This window comes from Pseudoalteromonas sp. MMG005 (assembly GCF_018101015.1).
GTDB lineage: Bacteria > Pseudomonadota > Gammaproteobacteria > Enterobacterales > Alteromonadaceae > Pseudoalteromonas > Pseudoalteromonas aurantia.
The window spans coordinates 151,476-177,485 of the sequence record NZ_JAGJEK010000002.1; the positions used below are offsets into that span (position 1 = coordinate 151,476).

Annotated in this window: 26 protein-coding genes; 12 read left to right on the forward strand and 14 right to left on the reverse strand. The window is 40.2% G+C overall.

Translation table 11 applies throughout. The features are described 5' to 3' along the window. Positions 1-143 precede the first annotated feature (143 nt). A complete protein-coding gene (locus J8M01_RS02740; protein ID WP_211056930.1) occupies positions 144-2,324 on the forward strand; it encodes a YgiQ family radical SAM protein in 2,181 nt (726 codons plus the stop codon). Positions 2,325-2,397: 73 nt separating this feature from the next. Here J8M01_RS02740 and J8M01_RS02745 read toward each other — a convergent pair whose 3' ends face one another. After that, positions 2,398-3,723, reverse strand: a complete 1,326-nt coding sequence (locus J8M01_RS02745) for a peptidoglycan DD-metalloendopeptidase family protein (RefSeq protein WP_210995441.1) — start codon at positions 3,721-3,723, stop codon at positions 2,398-2,400. 158 nt (positions 3,724-3,881) lie between these two features. Here J8M01_RS02745 and tyrS point away from each other — a divergent pair, with 158 nt between their 5' ends. Beyond that, entirely contained in the window at positions 3,882-5,081 is a 1,200-nt protein-coding gene (gene tyrS / locus J8M01_RS02750) for a tyrosine--tRNA ligase (RefSeq protein ID WP_192508589.1), read from the forward strand. 108 nt (positions 5,082-5,189) lie between these two features. Here the strand turns inward: tyrS and J8M01_RS02755 are convergent, their stop codons facing one another. From J8M01_RS02755 to folE2, 4 genes are all read right to left on the reverse strand, one after another. After that, the gene (locus J8M01_RS02755; RefSeq protein WP_247670958.1) at positions 5,190-6,098 is read right to left on the reverse strand and encodes a cobalamin biosynthesis protein; all 909 of its coding nucleotides are present in this window, start codon (positions 6,096-6,098) and stop codon (positions 5,190-5,192) included. A gap of 49 nt (positions 6,099-6,147) precedes the next feature. Continuing rightward, positions 6,148-6,855: a 5'-methylthioadenosine/S-adenosylhomocysteine nucleosidase gene (gene mtnN, locus J8M01_RS02760; protein ID WP_192508368.1), complete on the reverse strand. Its 708-nt coding sequence runs from the start codon at positions 6,853-6,855 to the stop codon at positions 6,148-6,150. A 123-nt stretch (positions 6,856-6,978) separates the two neighbouring features. Further along, positions 6,979-7,569, reverse strand: a complete 591-nt coding sequence (locus tag J8M01_RS02765; RefSeq protein WP_210995442.1) for a DUF2726 domain-containing protein — start codon at positions 7,567-7,569, stop codon at positions 6,979-6,981. Between the two features lie 97 nt (positions 7,570-7,666). Further along, entirely contained in the window at positions 7,667-8,587 is a 921-nt protein-coding gene (folE2, locus tag J8M01_RS02770) for a GTP cyclohydrolase FolE2 (protein WP_211056931.1), read from the reverse strand. Positions 8,588-8,798: 211 nt separating this feature from the next. On the opposite strand from folE2, the gene arcB reads away from it, so the two are divergent. Next, complete coding sequence (arcB, locus tag J8M01_RS02775; protein WP_211056932.1) at positions 8,799-11,132, forward strand: aerobic respiration two-component sensor histidine kinase ArcB; 2,334 nt, start codon at positions 8,799-8,801, stop codon at positions 11,130-11,132. 89 nt (positions 11,133-11,221) lie between these two features. Here arcB and arcA read toward each other — a convergent pair whose 3' ends face one another. The 5 genes from arcA to trmB form a co-directional block, all read right to left on the reverse strand. Continuing rightward, positions 11,222-11,938, reverse strand: coding sequence for a two-component system response regulator ArcA (arcA, locus tag J8M01_RS02780; protein WP_192508364.1), 717 nt, complete (start codon positions 11,936-11,938; stop codon positions 11,222-11,224). A gap of 107 nt (positions 11,939-12,045) precedes the next feature. Next, entirely contained in the window at positions 12,046-12,561 is a 516-nt protein-coding gene (locus J8M01_RS02785) for a YfiR family protein (RefSeq protein WP_210995445.1), read from the reverse strand. Further along, a complete protein-coding gene (locus J8M01_RS02790; protein WP_211056933.1) occupies positions 12,561-14,180 on the reverse strand; it encodes an ATP-binding protein in 1,620 nt (539 codons plus the stop codon). The genes J8M01_RS02785 and J8M01_RS02790 overlap by 1 nt, the downstream gene beginning before the upstream one ends. Before the next feature lie 236 nt (positions 14,181-14,416). After that, positions 14,417-15,454, reverse strand: coding sequence for a methyltransferase (locus J8M01_RS02795; RefSeq protein WP_211056934.1), 1,038 nt, complete (start codon positions 15,452-15,454; stop codon positions 14,417-14,419). 37 nt (positions 15,455-15,491) lie between these two features. Beyond that, the gene (gene trmB / locus J8M01_RS02800) at positions 15,492-16,217 is read right to left on the reverse strand and encodes a tRNA (guanosine(46)-N7)-methyltransferase TrmB (RefSeq protein ID WP_211056935.1); all 726 of its coding nucleotides are present in this window, start codon (positions 16,215-16,217) and stop codon (positions 15,492-15,494) included. Between the two features lie 126 nt (positions 16,218-16,343). On the opposite strand from trmB, the gene mutY reads away from it, so the two are divergent. Both mutY and J8M01_RS02810 read left to right on the forward strand, forming a co-directional pair. Continuing rightward, on the forward strand, positions 16,344-17,402 hold the full coding sequence (mutY, locus tag J8M01_RS02805; protein ID WP_211056936.1) for an A/G-specific adenine glycosylase: 1,059 nt from the start codon (positions 16,344-16,346) through the stop codon (positions 17,400-17,402). A gap of 34 nt (positions 17,403-17,436) precedes the next feature. Continuing rightward, positions 17,437-17,712: an oxidative damage protection protein gene (locus J8M01_RS02810; protein WP_010361512.1), complete on the forward strand. Its 276-nt coding sequence runs from the start codon at positions 17,437-17,439 to the stop codon at positions 17,710-17,712. 71 nt (positions 17,713-17,783) lie between these two features. Here J8M01_RS02810 and ispB read toward each other — a convergent pair whose 3' ends face one another. Next, complete coding sequence (gene ispB / locus J8M01_RS02815) at positions 17,784-18,755, reverse strand: octaprenyl diphosphate synthase (RefSeq protein WP_211056937.1); 972 nt, start codon at positions 18,753-18,755, stop codon at positions 17,784-17,786. A gap of 365 nt (positions 18,756-19,120) precedes the next feature. Here ispB and rplU point away from each other — a divergent pair, with 365 nt between their 5' ends. The 5 genes from rplU (at position 19,121) to J8M01_RS02840 (ending at position 22,056) form a co-directional block, all read left to right on the forward strand. After that, positions 19,121-19,432, forward strand: coding sequence for a 50S ribosomal protein L21 (gene rplU / locus J8M01_RS02820; RefSeq protein ID WP_010361515.1), 312 nt, complete (start codon positions 19,121-19,123; stop codon positions 19,430-19,432). 17 nt (positions 19,433-19,449) lie between these two features. After that, positions 19,450-19,707 (forward strand): 50S ribosomal protein L27, encoded by a 258-nt coding sequence (gene rpmA, locus J8M01_RS02825; protein ID WP_010361516.1) that lies wholly within the window; start codon positions 19,450-19,452, stop codon positions 19,705-19,707. 173 nt (positions 19,708-19,880) lie between these two features. Beyond that, complete coding sequence (cgtA, locus tag J8M01_RS02830; protein ID WP_010361517.1) at positions 19,881-21,041, forward strand: Obg family GTPase CgtA; 1,161 nt, start codon at positions 19,881-19,883, stop codon at positions 21,039-21,041. Positions 21,042-21,109: 68 nt separating this feature from the next. Further along, positions 21,110-21,601, forward strand: coding sequence for a type 3 dihydrofolate reductase (folA, locus tag J8M01_RS02835; protein WP_318782612.1), 492 nt, complete (start codon positions 21,110-21,112; stop codon positions 21,599-21,601). Between the two features lie 80 nt (positions 21,602-21,681). Continuing rightward, complete coding sequence (locus J8M01_RS02840) at positions 21,682-22,056, forward strand: DUF3718 domain-containing protein (protein WP_192508356.1); 375 nt, start codon at positions 21,682-21,684, stop codon at positions 22,054-22,056. A gap of 186 nt (positions 22,057-22,242) precedes the next feature. Here the strand turns inward: J8M01_RS02840 and J8M01_RS02845 are convergent, their stop codons facing one another. Beyond that, positions 22,243-22,602 carry a RidA family protein gene (locus J8M01_RS02845; protein WP_211056938.1) on the reverse strand — a complete coding sequence of 120 codons (360 nt, stop codon included), beginning with the start codon at positions 22,600-22,602 and terminating at the stop codon, positions 22,243-22,245. A 193-nt stretch (positions 22,603-22,795) separates the two neighbouring features. Between J8M01_RS02845 and J8M01_RS02850 the strand changes: the two genes are divergently transcribed. Further along, a complete protein-coding gene (locus J8M01_RS02850) occupies positions 22,796-23,716 on the forward strand; it encodes a DMT family transporter (protein WP_211056939.1) in 921 nt (306 codons plus the stop codon). A 22-nt stretch (positions 23,717-23,738) separates the two neighbouring features. Here J8M01_RS02850 and J8M01_RS02855 read toward each other — a convergent pair whose 3' ends face one another. Together J8M01_RS02855 and J8M01_RS02860 are read right to left on the reverse strand one after the other, a co-directional pair. Then, positions 23,739-24,554, reverse strand: coding sequence for a sterol desaturase family protein (locus tag J8M01_RS02855; RefSeq protein ID WP_192508353.1), 816 nt, complete (start codon positions 24,552-24,554; stop codon positions 23,739-23,741). Beyond that, positions 24,544-24,951: a hypothetical protein gene (locus J8M01_RS02860; RefSeq protein ID WP_211056940.1), complete on the reverse strand. Its 408-nt coding sequence runs from the start codon at positions 24,949-24,951 to the stop codon at positions 24,544-24,546. The genes J8M01_RS02855 and J8M01_RS02860 overlap by 11 nt, the downstream gene beginning before the upstream one ends. A 57-nt stretch (positions 24,952-25,008) precedes the next feature. On the opposite strand from J8M01_RS02860, the gene J8M01_RS02865 reads away from it, so the two are divergent. Next, on the forward strand, positions 25,009-25,986 hold the full coding sequence (locus tag J8M01_RS02865) for an AraC family transcriptional regulator ligand-binding domain-containing protein (protein ID WP_211056941.1): 978 nt from the start codon (positions 25,009-25,011) through the stop codon (positions 25,984-25,986). Positions 25,987-26,010: the final 24 nt, after the last annotated feature.

Genomic DNA, 26,010 nt, shown 5'->3' on the forward strand with positions numbered 1-26,010 from the left:
CCGTAATCAAAGTGACGTATCAAAAGGTGTATGTTGCTTGTTCCAATAGCGCATTTGTTTATCCTGTTCGTTGGAATATTCTATAGTATGAGCATGCAGATAATTAAGTTATAATTCGACTCTTTTTTCCTGCAGGTACCACTATGAGCGCACTCAAAGCAGAACGATCGTTATTTTCTTACCCAAAATATTGGGCTGAGTGTTATGGCGTAGCCCCATTCCTTCCGACGACACGTCAAGAAATGGATGAATTAGGTTGGGATAGCTGTGATATCGTACTTGTAACGGGCGATGCTTATGTTGACCACCCTAGTTTTGGTATGGCGGTTATTGGCCGAGTATTAGAGGCTCAAGGGTTTCGGGTGGGTATTATTGCCCAGCCAGATTGGTCAAGCAAAGATGCATTTATGACATTGGGTCAGCCAAACCTATTTTTTGGGGTAACGGCCGGTAATATGGACTCGATGATCAATCGTTATACTGCTGAAAAGCGTATGCGCCATGATGATGCTTATACACCAGGTAATGTAGGGGGAATGCGTCCCGATAGAGCTGTTGTTGTTTATAGTCAGCGTTGCAGAGAAGCATATAAAGAAGTGCCTTTGATCATTGGCGGTATTGAAGCCAGCCTTCGTCGAATAGCACATTATGATTACTGGCAGGAAAAAGTACGCAGAAGTATTATCTTTGATGCAAAAGCAGATATTCTAATTTATGGCAATGCAGAACGGCCTCTGGTTGAAGTTGCACATCGTATTGCCAAAGGGGATCCGGTAGCCTCCATCCAAAATATTCGTGGTACAGCAGTGATCCGTAAGGAGCCTTTGCCACAATGGAGAGGAAGTGACTCTACCGCGATTGATAAAGTGGGTAAAATAGATCCTATCCCAAATCCTTACGGTGCGGATGATGTGGGTTGTAGTAAATCAGAGTTCGCCAAAGCAGGTGTAAACCTAGCAGAAGAAGCAGCAAAACCGATAACAGTTCAGCCACCAAGATTAAAGCCTTGGGAAAAAGTGTATGTAAAATTACCTGCTTTCGAACAAGTTAGTGTTAACAAACCTCTGTATGCTCATGCATCTCGCATTTTACACCAAGAAACGAACCCAGGTTGTGCTAGAGCGTTGTTTCAACGCCACGGCAATCGATCCGTATGGGTAAACCCGCCTGCATTCCCTTTAGAAACCGAAGAAATGGATATGGTGTTTGGCCTGCCATATCAACGTATACCGCATCCAAGTTACGGAGATGCGAAAATTCCAGCATATGACATGATAAAAACATCAGTCAATATTATGCGTGGGTGCTTTGGTGGCTGTAGCTTTTGTTCTATCACCGAACATGAAGGGCGTATTATTCAAAGTCGCTCTGAAGAGTCTATTATTGAAGAAATAGAGCAGATCAGAGATAAAGTACCTGGATTTACAGGGGTGATATCTGATCTTGGCGGTCCGACGGCAAATATGTATAAGTTGCGCTGTAAAAGTAAGAAAGCAGAAAGTACATGTCGCAGGTTGTCTTGCGTCTACCCTGACATATGTAAGCATATGGATACTGATCACACGCCTACAATTGATTTATATCGAAAAGCCAGAGATGTGGAAGGGATTAAAAAAATCCTCATTGCATCAGGGGTTCGTTATGATTTAGCGATTGAAGACCCAAGATATGTTAAAGAGCTCGTGAGTCATCATGTGGGGGGCTATTTGAAAATTGCGCCAGAGCATACAGAGCAAGGGCCGTTATCTAAGATGATGAAGCCTGGTATGGGAACATATGACAAATTTAAAGCGCTATTTGACAAGTACTCAAAAGAAGCGGGCAAAAAACAATATTTGATCCCTTATTTTATCTCAGCTCACCCAGGTACCACTGATGAAGATATGGTAAATATGGCGCTGTGGTTAAAAAGTAATGATTTCAAACTTGATCAAGTACAAAATTTTTATCCATCTCCTATGGCAAATGCAACCACGATTTATCACACCGAAATGAATTCATTACGGAATATTAAAAATAATAAGGAATCAGTTGCTGTGCCTAAAGGTGCTCGGCAGCGTCGTTTACATAAAGCGATATTACGTTACCATGATGCATCAGGCTGGCCTATGATCCGTGAAGCACTGCGTAAAATGGGTAAAGCAAACTTAATTGGTAAAGGGCCTAATTGTCTCGTCCCTGAAGAAGGGCGCAATGAAAAAGTAGCCTCTAATAAAAGGGGATCTCGTCCAGCTTTAACAAGGCACAGTGGGTTCAGCCAGTTTAAGAAAGCGAATACCAAGCCAAAAGTGACAAGTAATAGACAAAGAAATAATGCAAGATAATAGGCATTATTCCCATAAAAAAACCTCGCTAATGCGAGGTTTTTTTATTTTTTGACCTTTTGGTAAGTGGTACTTAATTATTCAGTGCTAATTGCAGCTCTCTATGGCGTTGTAGCTGAGCCAATCGTGTTTTTGCAGCGGGTTTAAATTTAGCTAACTCATTTTTTGGTAAAGATTGAGATTTTGGTAGTTTTACTGTTTTTGGATTCTTATGTACGCCATTCACCAGAAACTCGTAGTGTAGATGTGCGCCAGTGACACGGCCTGTTGCACCAACGGTCCCAATTTTTTGACCTTGCTTAACTTTTTGACCACTACGTACGTGTCGTTTATTTAAATGTAGATATTTGGTGACGTACTTACTGCCATGTTGAATGAACACGTAATTACCATTGAGGTGATTGCGGCCTGATTTTATGACCTTACCGTCACCAGACGAGACGACAGGGGTACCTGTTCTCGCTGCATAATCAATTCCTCTATGTGCAGAACGTTTTCCTGTGACAGGGTGAAGGCGACGAGGGTTAAAGCTCGAACTGATATACTTAAAGTTGACAGGGGCGCGTAAAAAAGCTTTTCGCATACTGCGTCCCTGTGCGGTATAAAAGTTATCATCTGTGTGGCGAATTGCGGTATAGCGCTCGCCTTGATTAATGAACTCAGCGGCGATTATTTTTCCATTGCCAATTTCTTCACCATCAACAAAGTGGGACTCGTACACGATGGAAAATTGATCGCCTTTACGAATATCATTTGCAAAGTCCACATCCCAACCGAAAATATCGGCAAAGTTCATTATTTGGCGTTCGCTTAATCCCGCAGCAATACCAGCGGTCCAAAAGCTAGATGATATAGCACCACCCGCTGACTTTTCTACCGTCTCAATTTCCTTGCTTTGTATGGCTGTATCATAACGGCCCTCAGTATTGCGAGTGACGAGCAAAGTATCTGTTTTTGATAATATGTACTTAAGCTGAGCGAGGTTGCCTTCAGGGCTGGTTGCAAAGCTTAACACTTCCCCTGGGTGGATTTTTTTTAGTTTTAGTGTTTCAGCATTGGTGTTAACTAAGGTATGCAGGGTTTTTGCTGAAAAGCCTGCCCGTTTAAATATTGTTGCTAAACTGTCACCCGATTTAACTGCGTGATCTTCAAAATCAAATATAACCTGTGACTCAACATTTTCTGTAGTCACCGAATTTAATTCAGTTAACTGCTCAGGTGATTCACTGACTTTAACCGGCAATTCATAGCGCTTGCCAATTTCGAGTGCTTTCTTATCATGATCTTTGGATGCGGTTGCTTTTTCTGATGGGATCAGAGCAATAATAGCCATTGCCGATGCAACGCCCAGAATTAGCAGTTTGTGTTTTTTAGGGAGCTTGTGCACCACGTTAACCATAAAGCGCCTTTTCTGATGTCAAGAAATATTATAGATATTATAGATATTATTGCAGGATATACGCAATAAAGCGCTAATACCAGTATTTTGTGCATTTAAACTGATCCCAATATAGGCTAGAATCGACAGATAAACTGAAATTTTTGGAGCGATGAATGGTGGACTTAGATACTGCATTTGCAGAGATAAAGCGCGGTGCAGAGGAAATCCTGATTGAGGACGAATTAAAAGAAAGACTCAAGTCAGGTAAAAAGTTAAAGATCAAGGCAGGTTTTGACCCAACAGCCCCTGATTTGCATTTAGGCCACACTGTTCTAATCAATAAATTAAAGACCTTTCAGGACTTAGGTCATGAGGTGATTTTCTTAATTGGTGATTTTACAGGGATGATAGGTGATCCAACCGGCAAAAATGTAACACGAAAGCCATTGACTCGTGATGATGTGCTAGCCAATGCAGAAACCTATAAAGAGCAAGTATTTAAAATATTAGATCCTGCAAAAACGACAGTTGCGTTTAACTCTACTTGGATGGAACAATTGGGCAGTGCAGGCATGATTAAGCTTGCAGCTAGCCAAACTGTTGCTCGTATGCTTGAGCGTGATGATTTTAAAAAGCGTTATGCTAATGGTCAATCAATTGCAATCCATGAGTTTCTATACCCTCTAGTTCAAGGTTGGGATTCGGTTGCATTGAAAGCTGATGTTGAATTAGGTGGAACAGATCAGCGTTTTAATTTGCTGATGGGCCGAGAGCTGCAAAAATCAGAAGGGCAAAAGCCACAAACGGTACTAATGATGCCGTTACTAGAAGGGACCGATGGCGTTCAAAAAATGTCTAAGTCTTTAGGTAATTATATCGGGATCACCGATGCACCAACGGAAATGTTTGGTAAGGTGATGTCTATTTCAGACGATTTGATGTGGCGTTACTATGAATTATTAAGTGCTTTATCACTTGAAGAAATAGCGAGCTTGAAAGAAGAGGTTACGAATGGTCGTAATCCACGAGACATCAAAATCGAATTTGCAAAGGAAATGATTGCACGTTTTCACAGTGAAGAGGATGCACAAGCAGCGCATCAAGATTTTATTCAGCGCTTTCAAAAAAATGCGCTACCAGATGATATTCCAGAACTGACCATTGAAATTGCAGACGCTACAACGTTTATTACCGCTTTGTTGAAAGAAGCAGGTTTAGTTGCAAGTACTTCTGAAGCGATGCGTATGATTAAACAAGGTGCGGTTAAGCTAAATGGTGAAGAAAAAGTGACGGATACCAAGTTAGTTATTGAAAAAGGCAGTACGGCTATTTATCAGGTCGGCAAACGTAAATTTGCTAAAATAACCGTAAGCTAAATAGTGCGTCCCTTCGTTTAGGGTAAAGTAAAAATGGTCAGCAATGCTGGCCATTTTTGTTTGCGTATTTTGAACTCACGTGTCAGCTAAGTATGGATTTGTCAGCCGTTAAGAGTAGTTAACTAGAGTTTGATACACTATCCAAACTAGGGTTAATACTAACGCACTAAATAGGCGTACGCGGTTCAATAAGGTAAGTAACTGTATTAGGTCATCAGGCTCAGGTGGTCGATCACTGCCAATACGCATTTTATTAAACCGTTTAGCTTGATACATACAAGGACCGCCTAATTGAGTGTGTAGATTTGCTGCAAAGAAGCATAAAATCCAGCCTGAGTTTTGTTGGTAAAAAAAGCGCGCGTAATGCTTTAAGTAATGGCGAACTTTTTTATAATTGAGACTGAGTGAGATTAAGAAAACAAACCCACGAATAGGAAAACACTCTATAACTGTAATAATGGTATTTAGTGGCTTCATAAAATGCATGTTGGGGGCAAGGTGCGCTCGCCATGCGTGATTACAGAGCAGCAGTAGTTTGTATATGAGAGCCAGCATTGGCCCACCAAGTAAATAGAATACGACCATTACGTAGTAATGTCTTATGGTCCGTAAAGCGGTACTATCAATGCAAGCTTTAGCAACTCCCATGCTTGAAAGGTTTGCCACATCCCGTGCAACGATAGTGGCCAAAAGTTGCCTTGCTGTGGCTTTTTGGCCCTGCTTTAATAAAGTGGCAATGCGTTTAGTGCGATTTGTTGTTTGAGTGTCAAGACACAAATACAGTGCAACACCTCCTAACCATTGAGGATGAAATGCAAGTACGCTTATACCGACGGATAAAAGTAAAAATACAAGAATTGGAAGACAGCAAGCCAGTGTGCCTGATAAGTATTGATGTGCTTTGTTGTTTGATGGTTGGTAGACGCGCTCAGCAATACCTTTAAAAACCAATTCTAAAAGAGTAAATGGGTGATAGTTATAGTGCATAGGAAACAGATGAGCACATGCTATAGCCATCACAAAAATAAGCAAGCCCTGCTGGGCCTGCAGTAGCTCGAGTATCACGCTAAAGGGTTACGGTTGTTAGTTGCTCAAGCAGTTCGTTAACCAGCTTTGATGAGTTAATAGAAGCAACTTCCAAGTATTCTTCAAAGGACTGTGGCGACTCTTTTCCTGCAATATCAGATAATGAGCGTATCACAACAAAAGGAGTATGCAGAACGTGACAGGCTTGGGCAATGGCTGCTCCTTCCATCTCAACCGCGAGCATAGTAGGGAAATCTGTACGGGCTTGTTCAATGCGTGTCGGTTCACACATAAATGAATCACCAGTACAGATCAAACCAATCATAGTTTGTGTATTGGACAAGGTTGCAACACTTTTTTGAGCTGCTTCAATTAAAGCTGGATGTGCCGCAAAGCCAGCAGGCATCTGGGGTACTTGACCAATCTCATAACCAAACGCTGTAACATCAACATCGTGGTGACGTACTTCGCTTGATATAACCACATCACCGACATTCAATGAAGGCTCAAAGCCACCTGCTGAGCCGGTGTTAATAATACAGTCCGGTTCGAAATTATCGATGAGTAAAGTTGTTGCAACGGTTGCAGCAACTTTACCAATGCCCGACTGAACTAGCGTCACGGTATGACCAGAAAGTTCGCCAGTATAAAATGTAAAGCCACCTTTGCTGGTTTGTGTTTTGTTGGCAATAGCATCTCGCAATATGGCTACTTCCGGCTCCATGGCACCAATAATACCTATTTTCATGATTTAGTTCCTAAACAAAGTTATTGAATATTATACCTAAGGTTGGCTTAAATGCGAGTTTGTAAAATATGCGTTTGCACAATAGAAAATAGCAGGAGGTTACCTGCTACTTTATTCTAAGTGTTAAATTTCTGCTAAATTAGTTGAATGGGCTTTTGCTTGTGAAGGCGACATAACCGCAGGTTTCTCGACTCGAGATCGTGACTTTTTAGGGGGTTGTGGGGTTTTACCTAGTTTAAATAAAATGGCGTTGCGTACTTCACTTGCTTTGTACCCGGCTTTAACTTTCATACGAATATGGGGGATATTGGCAGATTCAAGAGCCCCATTGACGAACCAATCTCGTTGCGCTTTGTGCCCACCTTTATTACTGTTGTTTACGAGATCAACGGCAGCGACAATATTCAATGTTTCTTTATCGACAAGTACGTAATCGAGTTGTTTGTTTTTTGCTTTTGTGAGGGCAGCTCTGCGTGCTTTTTTTGATAAGCCGGGTTTACATTCAATTAAGTCAATGAGCTTTACCCGGCTCACAATTTTGAATTTATCACCAACAGCGCGCTCTAATAAAGTAAGAAATGATGCTTCAACGGTACTAAAAACAGATTCTTTACGGCTAAACGGATAGGGGTTGCCACCGGCATCACTATATTTTGCCGCAACAATCGACGCAACAACAACCAAAGCTAAAATAGATAATAAAGCGAATTCCATAGAACACTCCACAACAACAATTTGACACTTAATGTCATTAAGCAAATGCTGTGCCGAGTTGTAGAGTGGTTCTAGTTTATTTTTAGATTGGCTACGATTAAGCTTTGTAGCCTTGATCTATGCCTTTGACTGCGTAGGCAACCGCATCGTGCGCATGCAGTGATTCATAATGGTTAATTTTCACAAAAAAATCTTGGTAGTTGGTCTGGTTGAACAGCGCTTTAAGTTTTCTGGCCGCGTCTTCGCAAAACATGAGATTTTGACCATTTAAACGTGCAAACTCTTGCTCGTCTTCACGCTTTACGGCTGCTTGGACTGGGGTCTTTAGTTCATCTTCAACTTGATTTATGAGGGTCAATATATCGAATTCTTCGCAATCGGATGCTAGTAAAACCTTTATATTGGCGATACTTCTTTGTGAGTGAGGTGTAGCAAGAACCCCTTCAGTGGTACCTAACCATGCATGTACTTGCTTAGTATCAACGGTTTGTTGTTGAAACTTGTCTGCAAAAGCATTTTGAATTAGCTGTCTAGCTAATGCTGCTGAACACGGGCAAGTGGATGAATAAGTAACGTCAACAGCAAGTTCAATACGCGCAACACCATCGTTGAGTGTTGCGGTTACTGTCACGGGGTAACTTTTCCAACCTTGCTTTTGACTTAATAATGACTGACGGCGTAATGGTAATTCGAAGTGAATTGAGACTTTAGCCGCATTGCTTAAATCTTGGTGACTTGAGATAAAGCTATCAAGAACTTGAGTGAGCGTTTTAGGTGTAAGACTTTGTTCACACGATAACGTGTCTAAAGCCAAAAACAGCCGTGACATATGAATGCCTTTAGCATCTTCTTTTTGTAAGTTTACAAATGCATCGGCTTTTGCTGTAACATGCGTATCGCTTAGACCTTTACTGGCAAAAAGTAGTGGTAGTTCGATATTGCCCATGCCCACCCAGTCTAGCTTGCCTGTTTGCAAAGCGTCGGCTGAATGTGCGATGTCTGGCATTGTTGTTTGCATGTATACCCTCATTGTCACGACAATTAAAGTCGCGCATATTACACTAAAACTTGACCATTTGCCTATGAATGTAAAAGAAATGGTATCGATAAAGTGTCATTTCGTGCAGTTGGCTATACAGTATAGAAACAAGCGATACGAATAACAGGGATAATTAGCTTCTTATTAGTGCTTAGGTATAATGGGCAGGTTAATAGGGTAAGTGGTAACTATGATTGAATCTTCTTTTGGCCCGTGGGGCCGTGTATTGGTAAGCCTTCTCAATAAGTTTGGTGATAAAGCAGCTGGATTGTTTTGCTATGCATTTTTGTTGCTAGTATCCCTTATTTTATCTTGCATGTTCTATTACATTGCATTGGGTGAAATAATCATTGTTGATGTGTTAGCCGTACTATTTTTTGCAGGTGTAACGTCCCCAGTACTGATTTCGATAACCATTTATGCAATGCGGCAGCTGGAAGCATCGAAAATTTATTTAGAATCTGCCACTCAGCAAGAAAAGCTATTAAACCAAACACTCAAAGACAATATTAATCGTTTAAATAATGAGGTTGATGAGAGGAAAATGGCATTGCACGCAAAGCATCGTGCAATCGAAGAGCTGCGTAAAGAAATAGCTGAACGCAAGAAAACGCAGCAAGAGCTTGCACAGCAAAGTATGCTATTACGCTCAATAGTCGACTCTTCTCCGGATTTGTTTTATTACCGAGACCAACATGGCATATTCGCTGGGTGTAATAAGATGTTTGAACTGGTTATTGGCAAAAGTAGTGGAGAATTAATTGGTCAGTCGGTTGAGAGCATTTACCCTCAGGATTACTTACCAGAGGTACTTCGTACCGATACTGAAGTTGCGACAACACAACAACCCATGACCTTAGATGTAGAGTATCCGGTTGATGGTGAAAGTCGTTGGTTCGAAATGCGAAAACTACCTTTTATTAATGATAAAGGGGAATACATCGGATTACTTGCGTTTGGCCGCGATATTACAAGCCGTAAAGAAGCTGAGCAAGCATTGGAAACCGCTTATAAAGACAAAGGTAAATTTATTGCAACCTTAAGCCATGAATTAAGAACCCCACTGAATGGTATTGTTGGTCTTACTCGTATGATGCTGGACTCCGAGCTCACCCAGCAGCAGAAAAGTTGGTGTAATACTATTTTTTCTAGTGCGGAAACACTTGGCAATATTTTTAATGACATCATTGATTTGGATAAAATTGACAGAGAGCAGCTTGATATTGCAACCGACAGTATTAATGTCTCTGATTTTATTAATGACGTGGTCAATTTTACCGGTCTTATAGCGGATCAAAAAGGTTTAGAGTTTTTAATTCATCGCACAGGGATTTTGGACATTTACGCATTGTTAGATCCAACTCGTTTAAGGCAAGTATTATGGAATTTGATTAATAATGCGGTGAAGTTCACTCATCGAGGTAGTGTGACATTAGAGTTTAAAAGAGAGAACCGAGAGTCGGGTCAGTGGTTATCATTTAGTGTTATCGATACTGGAATGGGCATACCCAGTGATCAACAAGCGCGTATCTTTGACATGTATTATAAAGCGCCAGATACAACTGGTGCGAATGCGATTGGATCGGGGATTGGTCTGGCAGTAACAAAAGCGCTGGTTAGCGCTATGAACGGACAAATACATGTTAGCAGTATCGAGGGGCAGGGCAGTCGATTTGATGTTGAAATACCACTGACACTCTGCAGTGCACCTAAGGTGCAAAGCTATGCAGGTAGAAGCCTATATATTTTGCTGGTGGAAGATGTGCCATTAAATGCTGAAATAGCAACTAATTTATTAGAGCAGCGCGGGCATGAAGTGATCTGGGCTGAAACGGGTGAAGATGCTTTATCGCTGGTCGCAACAGAAGATGAACTTGATTTAATTCTACTGGATATGCAACTCCCAGATATTAATGGTGATGTAGTAGCAAGGGAAGTGAGAGCAGATAGTCACTATGATAACTTGCCAATTGTTGCCCTGACCGCAAATGTGCGAAGTGCAGAGCAGGAGTTGCAAGGGATTAGTATTCAAGGCGCATTGGCGAAGCCAATTAATACAACACGTTTAGATAAAATGTTGGCAGAGTTATTTGGAATTGACTCAAATAAAGCGCATACAGGAGGCGACGAACAGTCAGTGATAGTGCTCAATAGTGAAGACTACCGTTTGCTTGATGTAGAAACGATCATCGACTTTGTCTCCTCTATGGGTGTTAAGCCTTTTAAGCGCAGTAGTGATTTATTTGAAACGTTAAACCCTAAATATTGTGAAGAGTTACGCAGTGCATTAAGTGCTGGTGATATTGAAGAGTATAGTTCGGTTGCTCATAAGCTTAAAGGAGCCGCAGGCTCTGTGGGTTTACAGGAAGTGCAGTTACATGCCAAAGTAATGGAACTCGATGCAGGTAACGTTGGAGCTGACAAGTTAAGTCAGTGGGTTGTTGAACTCGAAGAGAAAATAAAAGACGGTCAAGCATCGTTAAAAGACGCAATTAGCGTACTCGGTTCTAATAAAGAGAGTTAGTGTTTCTTTAGCAGGCTCGTATGTAGGAATAAGAATAAATAAAGGGGCTAAATAAGCCCCTTTATATAAGTGCAAAACAGCCAGTATAATTAACCGTCAATTTTACCGATAAAACGATAACCTTCACCATGAATAGTGCTGATCAATTCGCTGGTATTGCTGTCACTTTCAAAGTGCTTACGTATACGACGTATCGTTACATCAACGGTACGGTCATTAGCACGAAGTTCGCGACCTGTCATGTGCTTAATTAATTGCTCACGGCTAAAAATTCTACCCGGTGAATCTAGCATTAAACGAAGTGCTCGATACTCACCTTTAGGCAAGCGCTTTGCTTCTCCCGCAGGAGACGTTAAGCAACGACTATTTTCATCTAATTCCCAACCATTAAACGTGATCACACCATTACTCTCGATGGCTGACTCTTCACCTGCTGAACCAGTTCTAGAGATCAAGTTACGAGCACGAATAGTTAACTCTCGTGGGTTAAATGGTTTTGTGATGTAATCATCAGCACCAATTTCCAGCCCAAGGATGCGATCAACATCGTTATCGCGACCAGTTAGGAAAATTAAGCCGATATTTCTTTTTTGGCGTAGTTCACGCGCTAAGATTAAGCCGTTTTTACCTGGAAGATTGATGTCCATAACAACAAGATTGACGTCGTCATGCGTTGTCAGTTTGTCATGCATGTCATCGCCATCAATGGCTTCAATTACTTTGTAACCTTCTGCTTCAAATAAACTAACGAGGTTCAGGCGAGTTACGTCTTCATCCTCTACAATCAGAATGACTGGCGTTTGCATTATAAATTAACCTTTTCGGAATATATTATTTACATGTTATTCGGTGCTATCTAATAAAACCGAATATTTACGATTATAGGAGTATATCCAATTGTTAACAAGTAAAATCAGTTGGGATGAAACTTAGAAACTGCAAGTAATCTAGATAACACAGTAAAATTATGCTGTGTGACCTGTTGCTTATTTATATACAGTCGGATTTTACTCCCTTCTTGGACCAATGAAGCGACACCACCATCTTCTAGAAACTCTATGCTATCTCCAACCAAAACCATATTTAAAGAGGTTGTATCGGTCCAAGTAGACAGTATATCATTTTCATTCGTTTCATCAATGTATGTGATATCACACTGTTGAGAAAGTTCCATTATATTTGAACTATTTGCTATTTTAATAACTTCGATTGGCCGTTTTCTTATTTTTAGTTTTTTATTTTTAGCTAAAATAGCACCAGGTCCGGTATTTATTTGATAAAAACAAAAGCGAGTCGATATTTTTGTTTGTTGATTAGGGAACTCAATAAATTTAGCCATTTGATATAAAAAAGCAGAACGTACCTCATTTGGGCTTTTTGCACAGGCAGGATATGCAAAAAGTACCAGTATAATAAATATACTTCGCATTACCCTATCTCTACCAAAGGCAATGTAATGATGAATCGAGTGCCGTTGTCATATGCTTCATCTAACGCGATATTACCATTTAATGCTTGCGTTACTAAATTATAGACTAAATGCATACCAAGGCCGCTGCCCCCTTCACCTCTTTTCGTAGTGACAAAGGGGTCAAAAATTCGTTTACGAATGGAAACGGGTACTCCACCGCCATTGTCAGCATAAATAATGGAAAGCTGTCCACTAGTCCGTGTAATATTTATATGAATTATGTTGTTTTCGATGCTTTTAAAAGCGTGGAGCAACGAATTAGAAATGAGTTGCTCGAAGACCTGTTGTAAAGGGCCAGCTTTACTACTAACGGTTAAGTCTGTAGAGCATTGGACATCTATAACTGGGTTTTTGGTTACAATATCAGCTTTCATTGCTGTCATAATATTGTTCAGTAAGCTGGTTACGTTTACATCAGAGCTGAGCTCTAGATCTTGGCTAACTGCAACGCGTTTAAAGCTAGAGATAAGATCGGCAGCTCGATTTAAGTTTCTATAGATTAAATCGAGGTTTTCTATACCATCACCAATGAATCGCTCGAGCTGCTTGGATGTTAAACTTTTTTGTTCGAACGCTGTTTTTATATCAGATAACTTATCGCGTAATAGAGTAGAGCCTGTAACGCCTAAACCGATAGGGGTATTTACTTCGTGAGCAACGCCTGCAACCATTTGTCCAAGCGAGGCCATTTTCTCGTTTTCAACAATTTGATTCTGGTATTGGTGCATTCTTTCGAGGGTATTGAGAAGTTCTTGATTTGCTTCTCTTAACGCGATAGTTCGCTGATTTACTTTTTCTTCTAGGCTTTGATTAAGTTGTTTTATTTCTTGTTTATCAGCTTTATGGCGCTCTAATTGGTTTTGAGTTCGCGCTAGCATAACGTTTAAATTGGTGGCGAGTGTATTAACTTCTTCTATATTACTTCGCTCTGCACGTGTATTGTAATTATGGTTTTTGGAAACATCTTGTAATAATAGAGATAGTTCCTCTATTGGGGTTGCGATGCGTTTTTGTATCCCTCTAGCAACCAATAAGACTAACAACAAAACAAATAAAGTTAACATTATATCAACGAGTATTTTTGTATTAATATACTTATTTAACCTTTCCAACCCTCCTCGAATATAAACATAGCCTTCTATTTTCCCTTCATAAACAACTGGCTTAACAAGTTCAATATAATCTGCCGTTATTCTAGGGACTTTTAAGTCTTCTACACTATTTACTTTTAATGGAACAGGGGGGGTTTTGCTGGCGTTATAACTCGTGAAAAAAACGGGTTTATTGGTGACATCGTCAATGTCATAAATATGAATATTTTTTACTAGTTCAACTTTATTGAAAGATTTTAAGCGTTTTTCTTCTGTTTTTCTATCTTCGAATATCAGGGTGATTTGCGCATTAAAAGCGATGATTTCTGCAATCATATCAAGCTTATTGATAACCAGTTGCTTTTGTTCTTTGACATCAAGATAGGTAGAGATTGAAATTGATAACGATAAACATAACGCAGTGACTAACATCACAGCGCTGACTAGGACTTTTCTTATACTTGTTTTTGGTGTCTGCTTAGCCATTAAGGACCTTTATTCAGCGTTTGAAAAACTTGATCCAAATGTGTTGATATGAATACATAACGCTTATCAATTGTGCTGTAGGTATTAGCTGTATTTGGAACACATACAACATCAATATTTGATTCAATGATTGTAAACTATTCACAAGTGTAGCAAAGAGAATGGATAAAATAACAATAAAATCCCTGATTATTCGTGTTATTTTATCCAGTAGAGTGAGGAATCAACCAGTCTGATTAGTTTTTATTAGCCTCATAGACAGTGAATTTGGTATTTCTTGCTAAGGTAGAAAAAGAACCAAATTGTTGTTCAAGTATAGGGGTGTACTTTAAGAAGTTATTGGCAACAATTTGTATTTTCCCTTTTGACTTTAAAAACCCTCGACTGTCGCTTAAAAAGCGGTCGGCAATCCCGTAGTCGGTTGCGATGCCCGTATGAAATGGTGGGTTGCTAATTACTAAGTTGAATTGCCCCGTTACATCCATCAGGCCGTCACTGAGAATCAATTTTGCTGATAGGCCATTTACCTTTAATGTATGCTCGGTAGCATACAATGCAAGTGCATTTACATCTAAGCAGTTAAGCGTGAGAGCAGCTTGCTTAATACCCATAAATGTCGCAATCAATCCAGCACCACAACCAAAGTCTAAAATTGCTCCTTTGTATGGTACATCAATATTCTCAAGTAAAAGTTTAGTCCCCACGTCAAGCTTTCCGTGATTGAATACGCCTGGTACGCTGACAGCGGTAAACTCTAATTCACCTACTTGTACTTGAAATTCAGACTGGTATTGTGCGATATCAAATTTAGGCGATAGGTGAAGGTCAGAGAATTCATACAAAACACAGTGTTTTGCGCTGTCTAATTTGCAGAATAGATCAGCGTGTGGTTTGAGTTGTTTCTCAATTGATTTCACACCGCCTTTGTTATGCCCTACAACTAATAATCGGGTGTTACTGGTCGCAATGGCTCTAATATTATCGAGCATCATCATCGCTTCTGGCTTGGATTTAGGGTAGAAGTAGATGATAAGATCTAAGTTGTCAATTGATGGCAAGCTATGGTCAACAGAACTCAAGATACCAGAGTGTTTTTCTGCTGCTTGATGATCTGCAATATTATAACTAAAAGCATGTACATCACTACTTGGGTTTAGTTGTTGTAATTGCAATAGGAAGCTATCCCGATTTGCATTGATCACAAGAATCTTGTTTGCTTGCAACTCGTCATCATTGCGCATTAACAACAAACTAGGGTTTGATAACTGACTCATAAGGCCTCATTAGGTTAGAAAGGGCAGGTACTTTCAATTAATTACAGCGTTTAAACATGAGATCCCAGACCCCATGTCCAAGGCGGTGACCGCGTTGCTCAAATTTAGTCAGAGGCCGGTTATCAGGGCGGGGCATATAATCAGATGTTTTTGATAAGTTTTCGTACCCGGGTGCTGCATTCATTATCTCAAGCATATGTTCAGCATAGTTTTCCCAATCAGTTGCCATGTGAAATACACCACTGATTTTTAATTTACTTCTAAGGCTTTCAACAAACTCTAGTTGCACTATACGGCGTTTGTGGTGACGCTTTTTGTGCCATGGATCAGGGAAAAACAGTTGCATTGTGGTTAAGCTTGCATCTTTGATGCAATCAGCCAGCACTTCTACCGCGTCATGCTCAAATACACGTAAGTTGGTAATACCCGCTTCATCCGCTTCCATCAGGCACGCCCCAACTCCGGGTTTATGAACTTCAATGCCAATAAAGTTTAGGTGAGGTGCATTTTTTGCCATCTCGACCAATGATTTACCCATACCAAAGCCAATCTCTAGTACCACGTCGTTGTCATTACCAAAGACTTCTGATAAATCTAGTAAACCTTGGCTATGCTCGAGGCCCATAGTTGGCCAGCATTTCTCAATGGCCGCTGCTTGGCCTTTGGTTAAGCGACCTTCGCGCTTTACAAAGCTGCGTATTCTGCGGATATATTTGCCTTCTTGCTGAGCTTGCTCAAGCCTAGTTTTACTCGAATCGTTCATAGTCATTCTGCACAGTGAAAAGTGGGCGCATATTATCCCTGTTCGGCGCGATAAGTACAATAGCTTGACTGTTTTTAAAAGCTCCTTACACTGGCGGCCAAGTAGAATTAGTAAAGTGCACCGTCAATGCAAGTATCAAATAGTCAGGCTAAATGGTTTGCTGAGCAAGTTGTTAGCTGGTATCACCTTCATGGTAGAAAAACATTGCCGTGGCAATTAGAAAAAACCCCCTACAAAGTATGGGTGTCAGAAGTGATGCTGCAACAAACTCAAGTTGTGACTGTTATTCCTTATTTTAATCGCTTTATGGCACGGTTTCCGAGCATCATTGATTTAGCTGATGCACCAGAAGATGAAGTGCTACATCACTGGACAGGCTTAGGGTATTACGCGAGAGCACGAAATTTACATAAAACCGCTAAAATTGTACGTGATGACTATCAAGGCCAATTTCCTCAGACAATGGAGCAAGTAGAGGCCTTACCCGGTATTGGCCGTTCTACCGCTGGTGCTATTTTATCATTGGCTTTAGGGCAACATCATCCTATTTTGGATGGCAATGTGAAGCGCGTACTAGCAAGATTCTTTATGGTTGAAGGCTGGTATGGTGTAAAGAAAGTAGAAAATAACCTTTGGGAGTTGATCGAAAAAATAACCCCGCAAGATAATGTGACTGAGTTTAATCAGGCCATGATGGATTTGGGTGCGAGTTTGTGTTCTAGAGCTAACTTTGATTGTCAGGCTTGTCCACTAGTGGCTGACTGCTCAGCGTATAAACACAACCAAGTAAGAGATTTCCCTAATTCAAAGCCGAAAAAAGCGAAACCGAAGAAAACGGTGTACCATTTAATTATTAAAGCAGAAAATAAACTGTTGATGGAAAAAAGGCCAAGCTCGGGTATTTGGGGCGGATTGTTTGGCTTTTTTGAATTTGAAGCTCATGAACTGATAGAGCTATTTATAGCGCAACAGGGTATTGACGGTAATATACAATCATTAGCGCCTTTTGTGCATATATTTACTCACTTTGAACTTACTATCAATCCAATAATCCTGCACCTAGATAGTGTACCTGATTGCGTGCATGAACAGCCATTATTATGGTATGACTTACATGACCCTGCACAAGTTGGTTTAGCTGCACCGACCAAAAAGTTAGTTAAAGTCATAGGCACAATGAGTTAAACTAACAGTATCTTCCTTAAGTAGGTAATAAGTTATGGCTCGTACTGTATTTTGTCAAAAATTACAAAAAGACGCACCTGGATTAGATTTCCAGTTTTACCCGGGTGAATTAGGTGAAAAAATATTTAATAACATCTCAAAAGAAGTGTGGCAGCAATGGCAGCATAAACAGACTATGTTGATTAATGAAAAACACTTAAATATGATGGACCCAGCACATCGAGAGTTACTTGAAGAGCAGATGGTTGGTTTTTTATTCGAGAATAAAGAAGTGGAAATAGAGGGTTATCGCCCACCAGAGCAAAAGTAAGTACGGTGATACTCTAAATCGTTTTAAAAAAGCCGCACTGCGGCTTTCTTGTTACGTAGACGTTGTTTGGATTAGTGATCTCTTGAGACTGATATTTCGGCTAACCCAATTAATGCCTGCTTATACGGCGAATCAGGCAGAATATTGAGCATTTGAATGGCTTTATTAGCTTCAACTCTCGCTTTATCCATAGCAAATTCTAAGGCATTCGTTTCTGTTAGAGTGATTAGTATATCATCTAAATACTCTAACCCGTCGCCTTGCTCTATAGCATTACGTATTTGTGTAATTTGTTCAGCTTTTCCATGCTGCATAGCATATATAAGAGGTAGAGTCGGCTTCCCTTCAGCAAGGTCATCACCTAAGTTCTTGCCCATTTGCTCAGCATTTGCACTGTAATCCAATACATCATCAACAAGTTGGAACGCTGTGCCTAAATGCATTCCATAATACTTGAGAGCGTTTTGCACATCGGTTGATTGCTCAAGTACAACAGCAGGGAGTAGCGTTGCAGCTTCAAATAATTTTGCCGTTTTACTATATATAACCTGCATATAGCTTTCTTCTGTGGTGTCTGGGTCATTACAATTCATTAATTGCAACACTTCCCCTTCAGCGATTACATTTGTCGCATCAGCTAAAATTTGCATCACTTGCATATTTTGTAAGCCAACCATTAATTGGAACGACCGAGTGTATATAAAGTCGCCAACCAATACACTGGCTGCATTACCAAACTCAGCGTTTGCGGTTGGTTCACCTCGACGTAATGCTGATTCGTCAACTACGTCATCGTGCAATAATGTAGCAGTGTGAATAAATTCAACGATAGTTGCTAAAGTGACGTGCTTTTCACCTTGATGACCAAGCGCTTTAGCAGCCAGTAATGTCAACATGGGTCTTATTCTTTTTCCACCACTGTTAACAATATACAGACCAAGCTGGTTAACTAATGCAACGTCAGATTGCATTTGTGCGTGTATTAATTCATTGACGTTAAGCATATCGGTTTCGATTAACGCCTGGATAGCCTTAATATCCATCTTACTCCAAGCCAGGTTAAATAGATAAACGAGGCGAGTGTACTACAAAATTCCATTTAGCTCGATATTTTGTCAAAGAACAATAAAAAAAAACCTCTTAGCAGGCCATGCTGTTGAAAATACGTTCAAATACCGTTGTTTTTTTGAGTTATAGAAGGTTGTCGTAAAAGAAGAAAAAAGCGCTTTGGTTTATGGCTTTTTTTGGATAGACTAGCAGAAAATAATGATTCGCTCTCTTAGCCGCTATTTTTTATTCAGTTTATAGAAAAATGGGCTTGCACGTAGGTTCGCATTAGCGTAAACTTCGCGCCCTATTGAAGAATATTAAGTTGCGTCGATTTGAGGGCGCACAAGCGGAGTTAATTATGTACGCGGTTTTCCAAAGTGGTGGTAAACAGCACCGTGTGACTGAAGGTCAAACGATTCGTCTAGAAAAATTAGACGTTGAGACTGGTGCAGCAGTTGAATTTGATTCAGTACTTTTAGTTGCTGATGGTGAGAAAATCGAGATCGGTGCACCGTTCGTAAACGGTGGCAAAGTGACAGCTGAGGTTGTTTCACACGGTCGCGGTGAGAAGATTAAGGTCGTTAAATTTAGACGTCGTAAGCATTCTCGTAAGCAGATGGGCCATCGTCAATGGTTCACTGAAGTTAAAATCACTGGCATTAGCGCTTAATTTAGAGGTACAGAAAGATGGCACATAAGAAGGCAGCTGGTAGTACTCGTAACGGTCGCGATTCAGAAAGTAAACGCTTAGGTGTTAAACGTTTTGGTGGCGAATCAGTTTTAGCGGGTAACATCATCGTACGTCAACGTGGTACTCGTTTCCACGCTGGTTCTAACGCAGGTATCGGTAAAGACCATACAATTTTTGCAAAAGCAGACGGTAAAGTTGTTTTTGAACAAAAAGGTCCATTAAACCGTAAATACGTTAGCATCGTTGCTGAGTAATCGGTAAAAATTAAAAAAAACCCCGCTACGGCGGGGTTTTTTGTTTTTATAGAACCTCCTAACGAAGTGATATGCAGTGGCAAAGTGAAGCAAACTGCAATAATGACTAAAGATTTTGTCTTATTAGTATTATACTTCGGGAATCAGAACCCCCCAGTCAAAAGAGAGTAACCATGAAGTTTGTCGATGAAGTTGAAATTCGCGCAGAAGCGGGCGATGGCGGTAGTGGCATTGTGTCATTTCGTCGTGAGAAATACGTCCCTGATGGCGGCCCTGATGGCGGTGATGGTGGTGATGGTGCAAGTGTATACTTACTAGCAGATGAAAACTGGAATACATTGGTTGATTACCAATTTGAACGTTTTCACCGTGCGGAGCGTGGAACGAATGGACAGTCACGTAATTGTACGGGTAAAAAGGGTGTTGACCTTTACCTGAAAGTACCAGTAGGTACGCGTGTAAGCGATGTTGATACGGAAGAGTCACTTGGTGATTTAACACAGCATGGGCAAAAATTACTTGTTGCAAAAGGGGGCTTTCATGGATTGGGGAATGCGCGCTTTAAGTCAAGTGTAAACCGTGCACCTAGACAGAAGACGTTAGGTACTAAAGGTGAAGTTCGTAACTTAAAATTAGAATTACTACTACTCGCTGATGTTGGTTTGCTTGGCCTACCTAATGCTGGTAAGTCGACATTTATTCGCAGCGTTTCAGCAGCAAAACCTAAAGTGGCAGATTACCCATTTACTACCTTGATCCCAAATTTAGGTGTTGTTCGCCCTGAGGCAAGTAAGTCGTTCGTAATCGCTGACATCCCAGGTCTTATTGAAGGTGCGTCGGATGGTGCAGGCTTAGGTATTCGCTTTTTGAAGCATTTAGAGCGCTGTCGTGTACTTTTACATATTATCGATGTGATGCCTGTTGATGGCACCGATCCAGTAGATAATGCATTCTCAATTATTAATGAGTTACACCAATATAGTCCTAAACTAGCAGAAAAGCCTCGCTGGTTAGTATTGAATAAAATAGATCTATTGCCCGAGGACGAAGCTGAGGCCATTTGTGAACGTATTGCACAAGAGCTTGATGCAGAGAAGGTGTATCAGGTCTCCGCTATTAATAAACTAAATACCCAGCCATTATGCTACGACATTATGACATTGCTAGACAGCATGCCTAAAGACAAGTTTGAGGTAGAGCAAGAGCAAGAAGAGGTCGAGTTTAAGTGGGACACCTATCATCGTAAAGCAGCTCAAGAAGCACAAGACGATGATGACTGGGATGATGACTGGGATGAAGATGACTACGATGTAGAAGTTGTCTACGAACGATAACCTGAGATGGTAATATTAAAAAAGGGCTGTAAGCCCTTTTTTAATACTTAATAAGTATAGGAGTGAATGTGATAATTTCAATGATTGCAGCAATGGCGGATAATCGAGTGATTGGACAAGGTAATAAAATGCCTTGGCACCTACCGGCAGACTTACAACACTTCAAACGAGTTACGTTGAATAAACCAGTCATTATGGGTCGGAAGACTTTTGAGTCTATAGGACGCCCTCTTCCCAATAGACGGAATATAATTATTAGTCGTAATCTAGATTATGATGCGCAAGGAACGGAGGTTGTTACATCTGCTGACGCTGCACTTGCGTTGGTTGAGGGGGAAGCAGAGGTTATGATAATAGGAGGGGGCTTGGTATATGAACAATTCCTTCCTTTATGTGAACGACTTTATTTGACTTTCATTGACTTAACGGTTGAAGGAGATACCTGCTTTCCAGATTATGAGAAGGTAGGGGAATGGCAGGTGATGGAGACGCAACATAATGAAGCGGATGATAAAAATATATATAGTCATAAATTCGTAACCTTACAGAAAAAATTATGAGTTTGTTGCTAACAATTATATAGATTGCTACAATTATATAAGTATTGGGGTACGAATAAAGTATTATTGAAGGGTCTAAAATGAAATTAACTACCGTGCTAGTGTCAGCTTCTTTATGTGCTGCGTCTTTGTCTTTTAGTCAAAATGCACATGCAGATGCACAGCTTGCAGCATCTTTGTGTGAATATGTTGCCGCTGATGACAAAGGGCGTTTACGTAAAAAGCTAAAAAGCTCACGAGTGAAAATTCGTAATATCTACGATGCGATTCAATGTAATGGTAATAACTTGTTACGCCATGCAATTGCGAGTAATGCTGCAGGTGCAGGTGAATACATAGTTAAAAATTTACCGAAAAGTGCGCTAGTTGATGGTGCTGATATTTCATGGGCTGAAGGTAATGGTCACAGTGGTTCGCCACTTATCGCTGTTATTAAAGCGCGTGCAGGCCTATAAATTATTAAACGCGGATTTCGTGTTTATGTAAGATAGGTTGAAAACCTTGGAAGTATCCAAGGTTTTTTTTGACTAAGGTAGTTCCCTTTTTTAAAACTTAGTCGCTATTAATAATTGCATCCAGATGTTGTACATCACACTACTAGCGGCTACGTGTAAGCTATAAAAGGATTTTGGGTTTACTACTTACTTGTTATTTTTTACTGCTGCTACGATAGAGACCTCAACGAGTAACTCAGGTCTGGCCATTGCAGCTTGCACACATGCTCTAGCTGGTGCGTGCCCTTGAGGTACCCACGAGTCCCATACGGCGTTCATTTCTTTAAAATATGTCATGTCACTAATATACATGGTAGCGCTGAGTAAGTGGTATTTGTCGCTATTAGCTTCAGCGAGTAATATATCTACTTTGTCTAACATGGTTTGTGTTTGTTCTGTTATCCCTTTGGTTGCATCACTACATACTTGGCCACATAGATAAATTGTATTGTTATGGATGACAGTCCGACTCATTCTTTGATTGGTTTGTTTGCGCTCAATATTCATTCAAGATCCTAACAGTAATAGTTACTCTAATTATAAACAGGTAACTAGCCGATATGTATCCAAATTATATAGTCTTTTTACGTATATATAATGGATAAGTACTATGACTGAGGCCGAAGTATCCTGTCCTATTTTGATGTACACTGAAGGTAAAAATGTTACACCATTATAAATAGTGAGCTAAACAGGGATTATGATTAAGACTAAAAACTCTACAGAGACTGTATTGATAATTTCACTTATTATCGCAATGTTGTTATGGGGGACAAGTTGGGTTTCTGGGAAGATTATTGCTGAGATGGCGCCGACCAAAGTAACAACATTTTACCGCCTAGCGATAGCTACTTTGAGTATGCTACCAATATTGTTTGTTGTGCGCAGATTTAAATTTGTGACGCTAAAGTTTTCTCGTAACGCTTTGCTGTGGTCGTTACCTGCAGGGGCGTTGCTTGCTGGATACAATCAACTATTTTTTCTCGGACTTCATAATGGCTTACCTGGAAAGGGTGGCATGCTTGTGACGACGATAAACCCGTTATTCACGTTTTTATTAACGAGTCTTGTATTTCAACAGAAGCTAAAAGTAGTGCAAGGTATGGGTCTAACATTTGGGCTAATTGGTGGGTTGTTTATGATTGAAATATGGAGTTTCAACTTAGACCAATTACTTGCATCAGGTAATCTCTACTTTATTCTCGCGGCTTTCACGTGGGCCATTTTAACAATTATTAGTCAAATAGGCGGCCGATACGCCGATTTCCTACTGTTTAGTACGTTTATGTATGGGTTCGCGAGCTTAATCAGTTATGGATTTGCGTATAGCTACTCACCACTTAAGTCGATGGTAATATATTCTTTAGAGTACTGGTTACATATGGCTTTTTTATCAACTGTCGTGGTAAGTGTTGCTACGAGTATTTTTTTCTTGGCGACACAGCAGCTAGGCTCTAGTCGTTCAAGCTCTTTTATTTTTGTCGTACCTACTTCAGCGATGGGGTTGTCTGCGTGGTATTTTGGTGAAACATTGTCTGCACCAGTAGCTTGTGGTGGCGTGTTGGCTATTTCGGCTGTTTATTTACTGAATTTTAATAAAGGAAAAGTAAGCAGTAATTGATTGTTGGCAAGGGGGGCATTGTTTACTTGTGCTTTAAAGGTGCTCCAAACAGTGTTTTTATTATGTTTCGTACATTTTTTTGTTTTTTTAAATTATTAAAAAGTATGCCCCATGGTGTAAAAATAACGTCTAAAAATGACATCGAGTAGTGATGTTCATTAACACCAAATACGAGTACCTCATTAGGGTTATGAGTTTGAAAGGTACCGAATAGTTTATCCCAAATAATAAGTACTCCTGCGTAGTTCTTATCAATACAATGTGGATTCGTTGCATGGTGAATACAGTGGTGGTGGGGGGTATTAAAAATGCTCCCAACGTATTTTAATTCAGGCCCTAGTTCGGTATGAATAAAAAATTGAAAAGCTAAGTTCAATGCAACTAAACTGAAAACGAATTGTGGCGGGTAACCAATTAAGATCAATGGTATCCAGAACAGCCACATCCCTGTTAGAGGATAAAATAAGCTTTGCCTTAAAGCGGTTGAAAAATTCATGTGGAGTGAGCTGTGGTGGACAACGTGTGCACTCCACAACCAAGCACATTGATGGCTAGCTCGATGAAACCAATAATAAAGAAAATCTTGTAATACAAAGGCTGGGAGTACCGCTAAAAATGAGACTTCAAATGAAAATAAAGAAAAGTTTAAGTGTAGCCAGATTAGTACTGGCATAAGCAATATCATGACAAGCATATCTACTATTTGATGCGACAGAGCCAAAGAAACATTTAAACATAGCTCTTTGAGTGAATATTTATTTTTGAGCTTTAACCGCTCTAGCATAATCGCAGTTATAAACAGTGGACTAAGAAGTATGAGTATGTATTCAACTTTCATTGAGTACGCTCCACAAGCGTTTACCAGCCCGTTTGAAGTCGTAATATAGCACAGCTTTTAATAACCACGAGGGTAGCCAGGTATTGCTGGTTCCTGAAATTTTATAGTGCAAAAAATGTTGCGTATTTGAATTGGTGTAATTAATTTCACCGAGGTGCAGCTTAATTGGACCGTTACCTTCTATCTGATAAGTTAGGGACGTATCTGAAAGTTGAATAACACGCTCTGTAAATTGATGTCCTCGCATTGAAACAAGCCGACGCTCTGTCTGTTCTTTGTTGTCGAGAGCTGTAATTTGGACGCGAAAAATATGACTTAAAAACTGACAATCAGTCAGCTGATAAAAGTTGAATTCACCTTCTTTAGGTAGCTCTATGATTATATCAAGTAAAGTCATTTGCGTTCTTTCTACAATAAAGTCAAAGCTAGCATATTGTATTTAAGGTGGGCATACTTGACTGAAGAAGCCATTAATTTGTCATTAGGCGCCAAAGTGTCAGATGTTAGTCAAGAATATTGTAAAGTCGTTGCGCACTATTTACCTGAACGGTATTGCGATTGTAGGCGCATTCCTATGGCTGCTTATTTACAAGCAATCGATACAGCCGTAAAAATACAAGGTGATAGTTTATGGGGGTTTAATACCGGAAAAGCGATTACGAGTGCAGAGTATGGCTTATTGGGGTATTTGGTAGAAACCAGTGATACCGTCGGATGCGCAATAGATTGGCTACTGCAATTTGACAAAACGGTTGCTAATATTGGTGATATACAATTCACGGTTTGCGATAGCAGTGCAACACTGGTGTGGCGACCTTACTTTCATAACCGTCATGCAGTACTGAGAAACATGACTGCATGGGTTGCAACAGTTAGACGGATATCAGGGCAAGCCTTAACACCGAGTGAAATGCATTTTAGTGATGCGTTTACGCATGAACAGCTACGTTTGATGGAAGTGTGGTTTAATTGTCCAGTTAAAGATAAGCAAACATCGAATAGAATTGAATTCCCAGTTTCATTGTTAGCTGTGAAATTAATCACCCGTAATGAGGTAATTCAAGCTCATTTATTAATATCGATAAACGAGCTTGCTAGTGGCTCTGCTGGTGAGCATCAATGGCTCTCTCAACTACAACTTGTTTTACATAGTTGTGATTTACATACTCTCACGTTAAGCGTATTAGCCCAGCACTTGAACGTGTCGACACGGACTTTACAACGAAAACTAACAGCACAAAAACTGAGTTTTAGCCAACTAAAAGATAAAGAACGGTTACGGCGGTTTGGGCAATTTGGGTATGTTATGCGAAAACAGGAATTAAGTGATTTGTTGGGTTATAAAGAGCAGGCGTCATTAAATCGAGCGGTGCGGCGTTGGTATGGGATGTCGCCAAGTGCATACTTAAATGAGACTAAAAATCAGCTATAAAAAACGCGGTGTATGGTACACCGC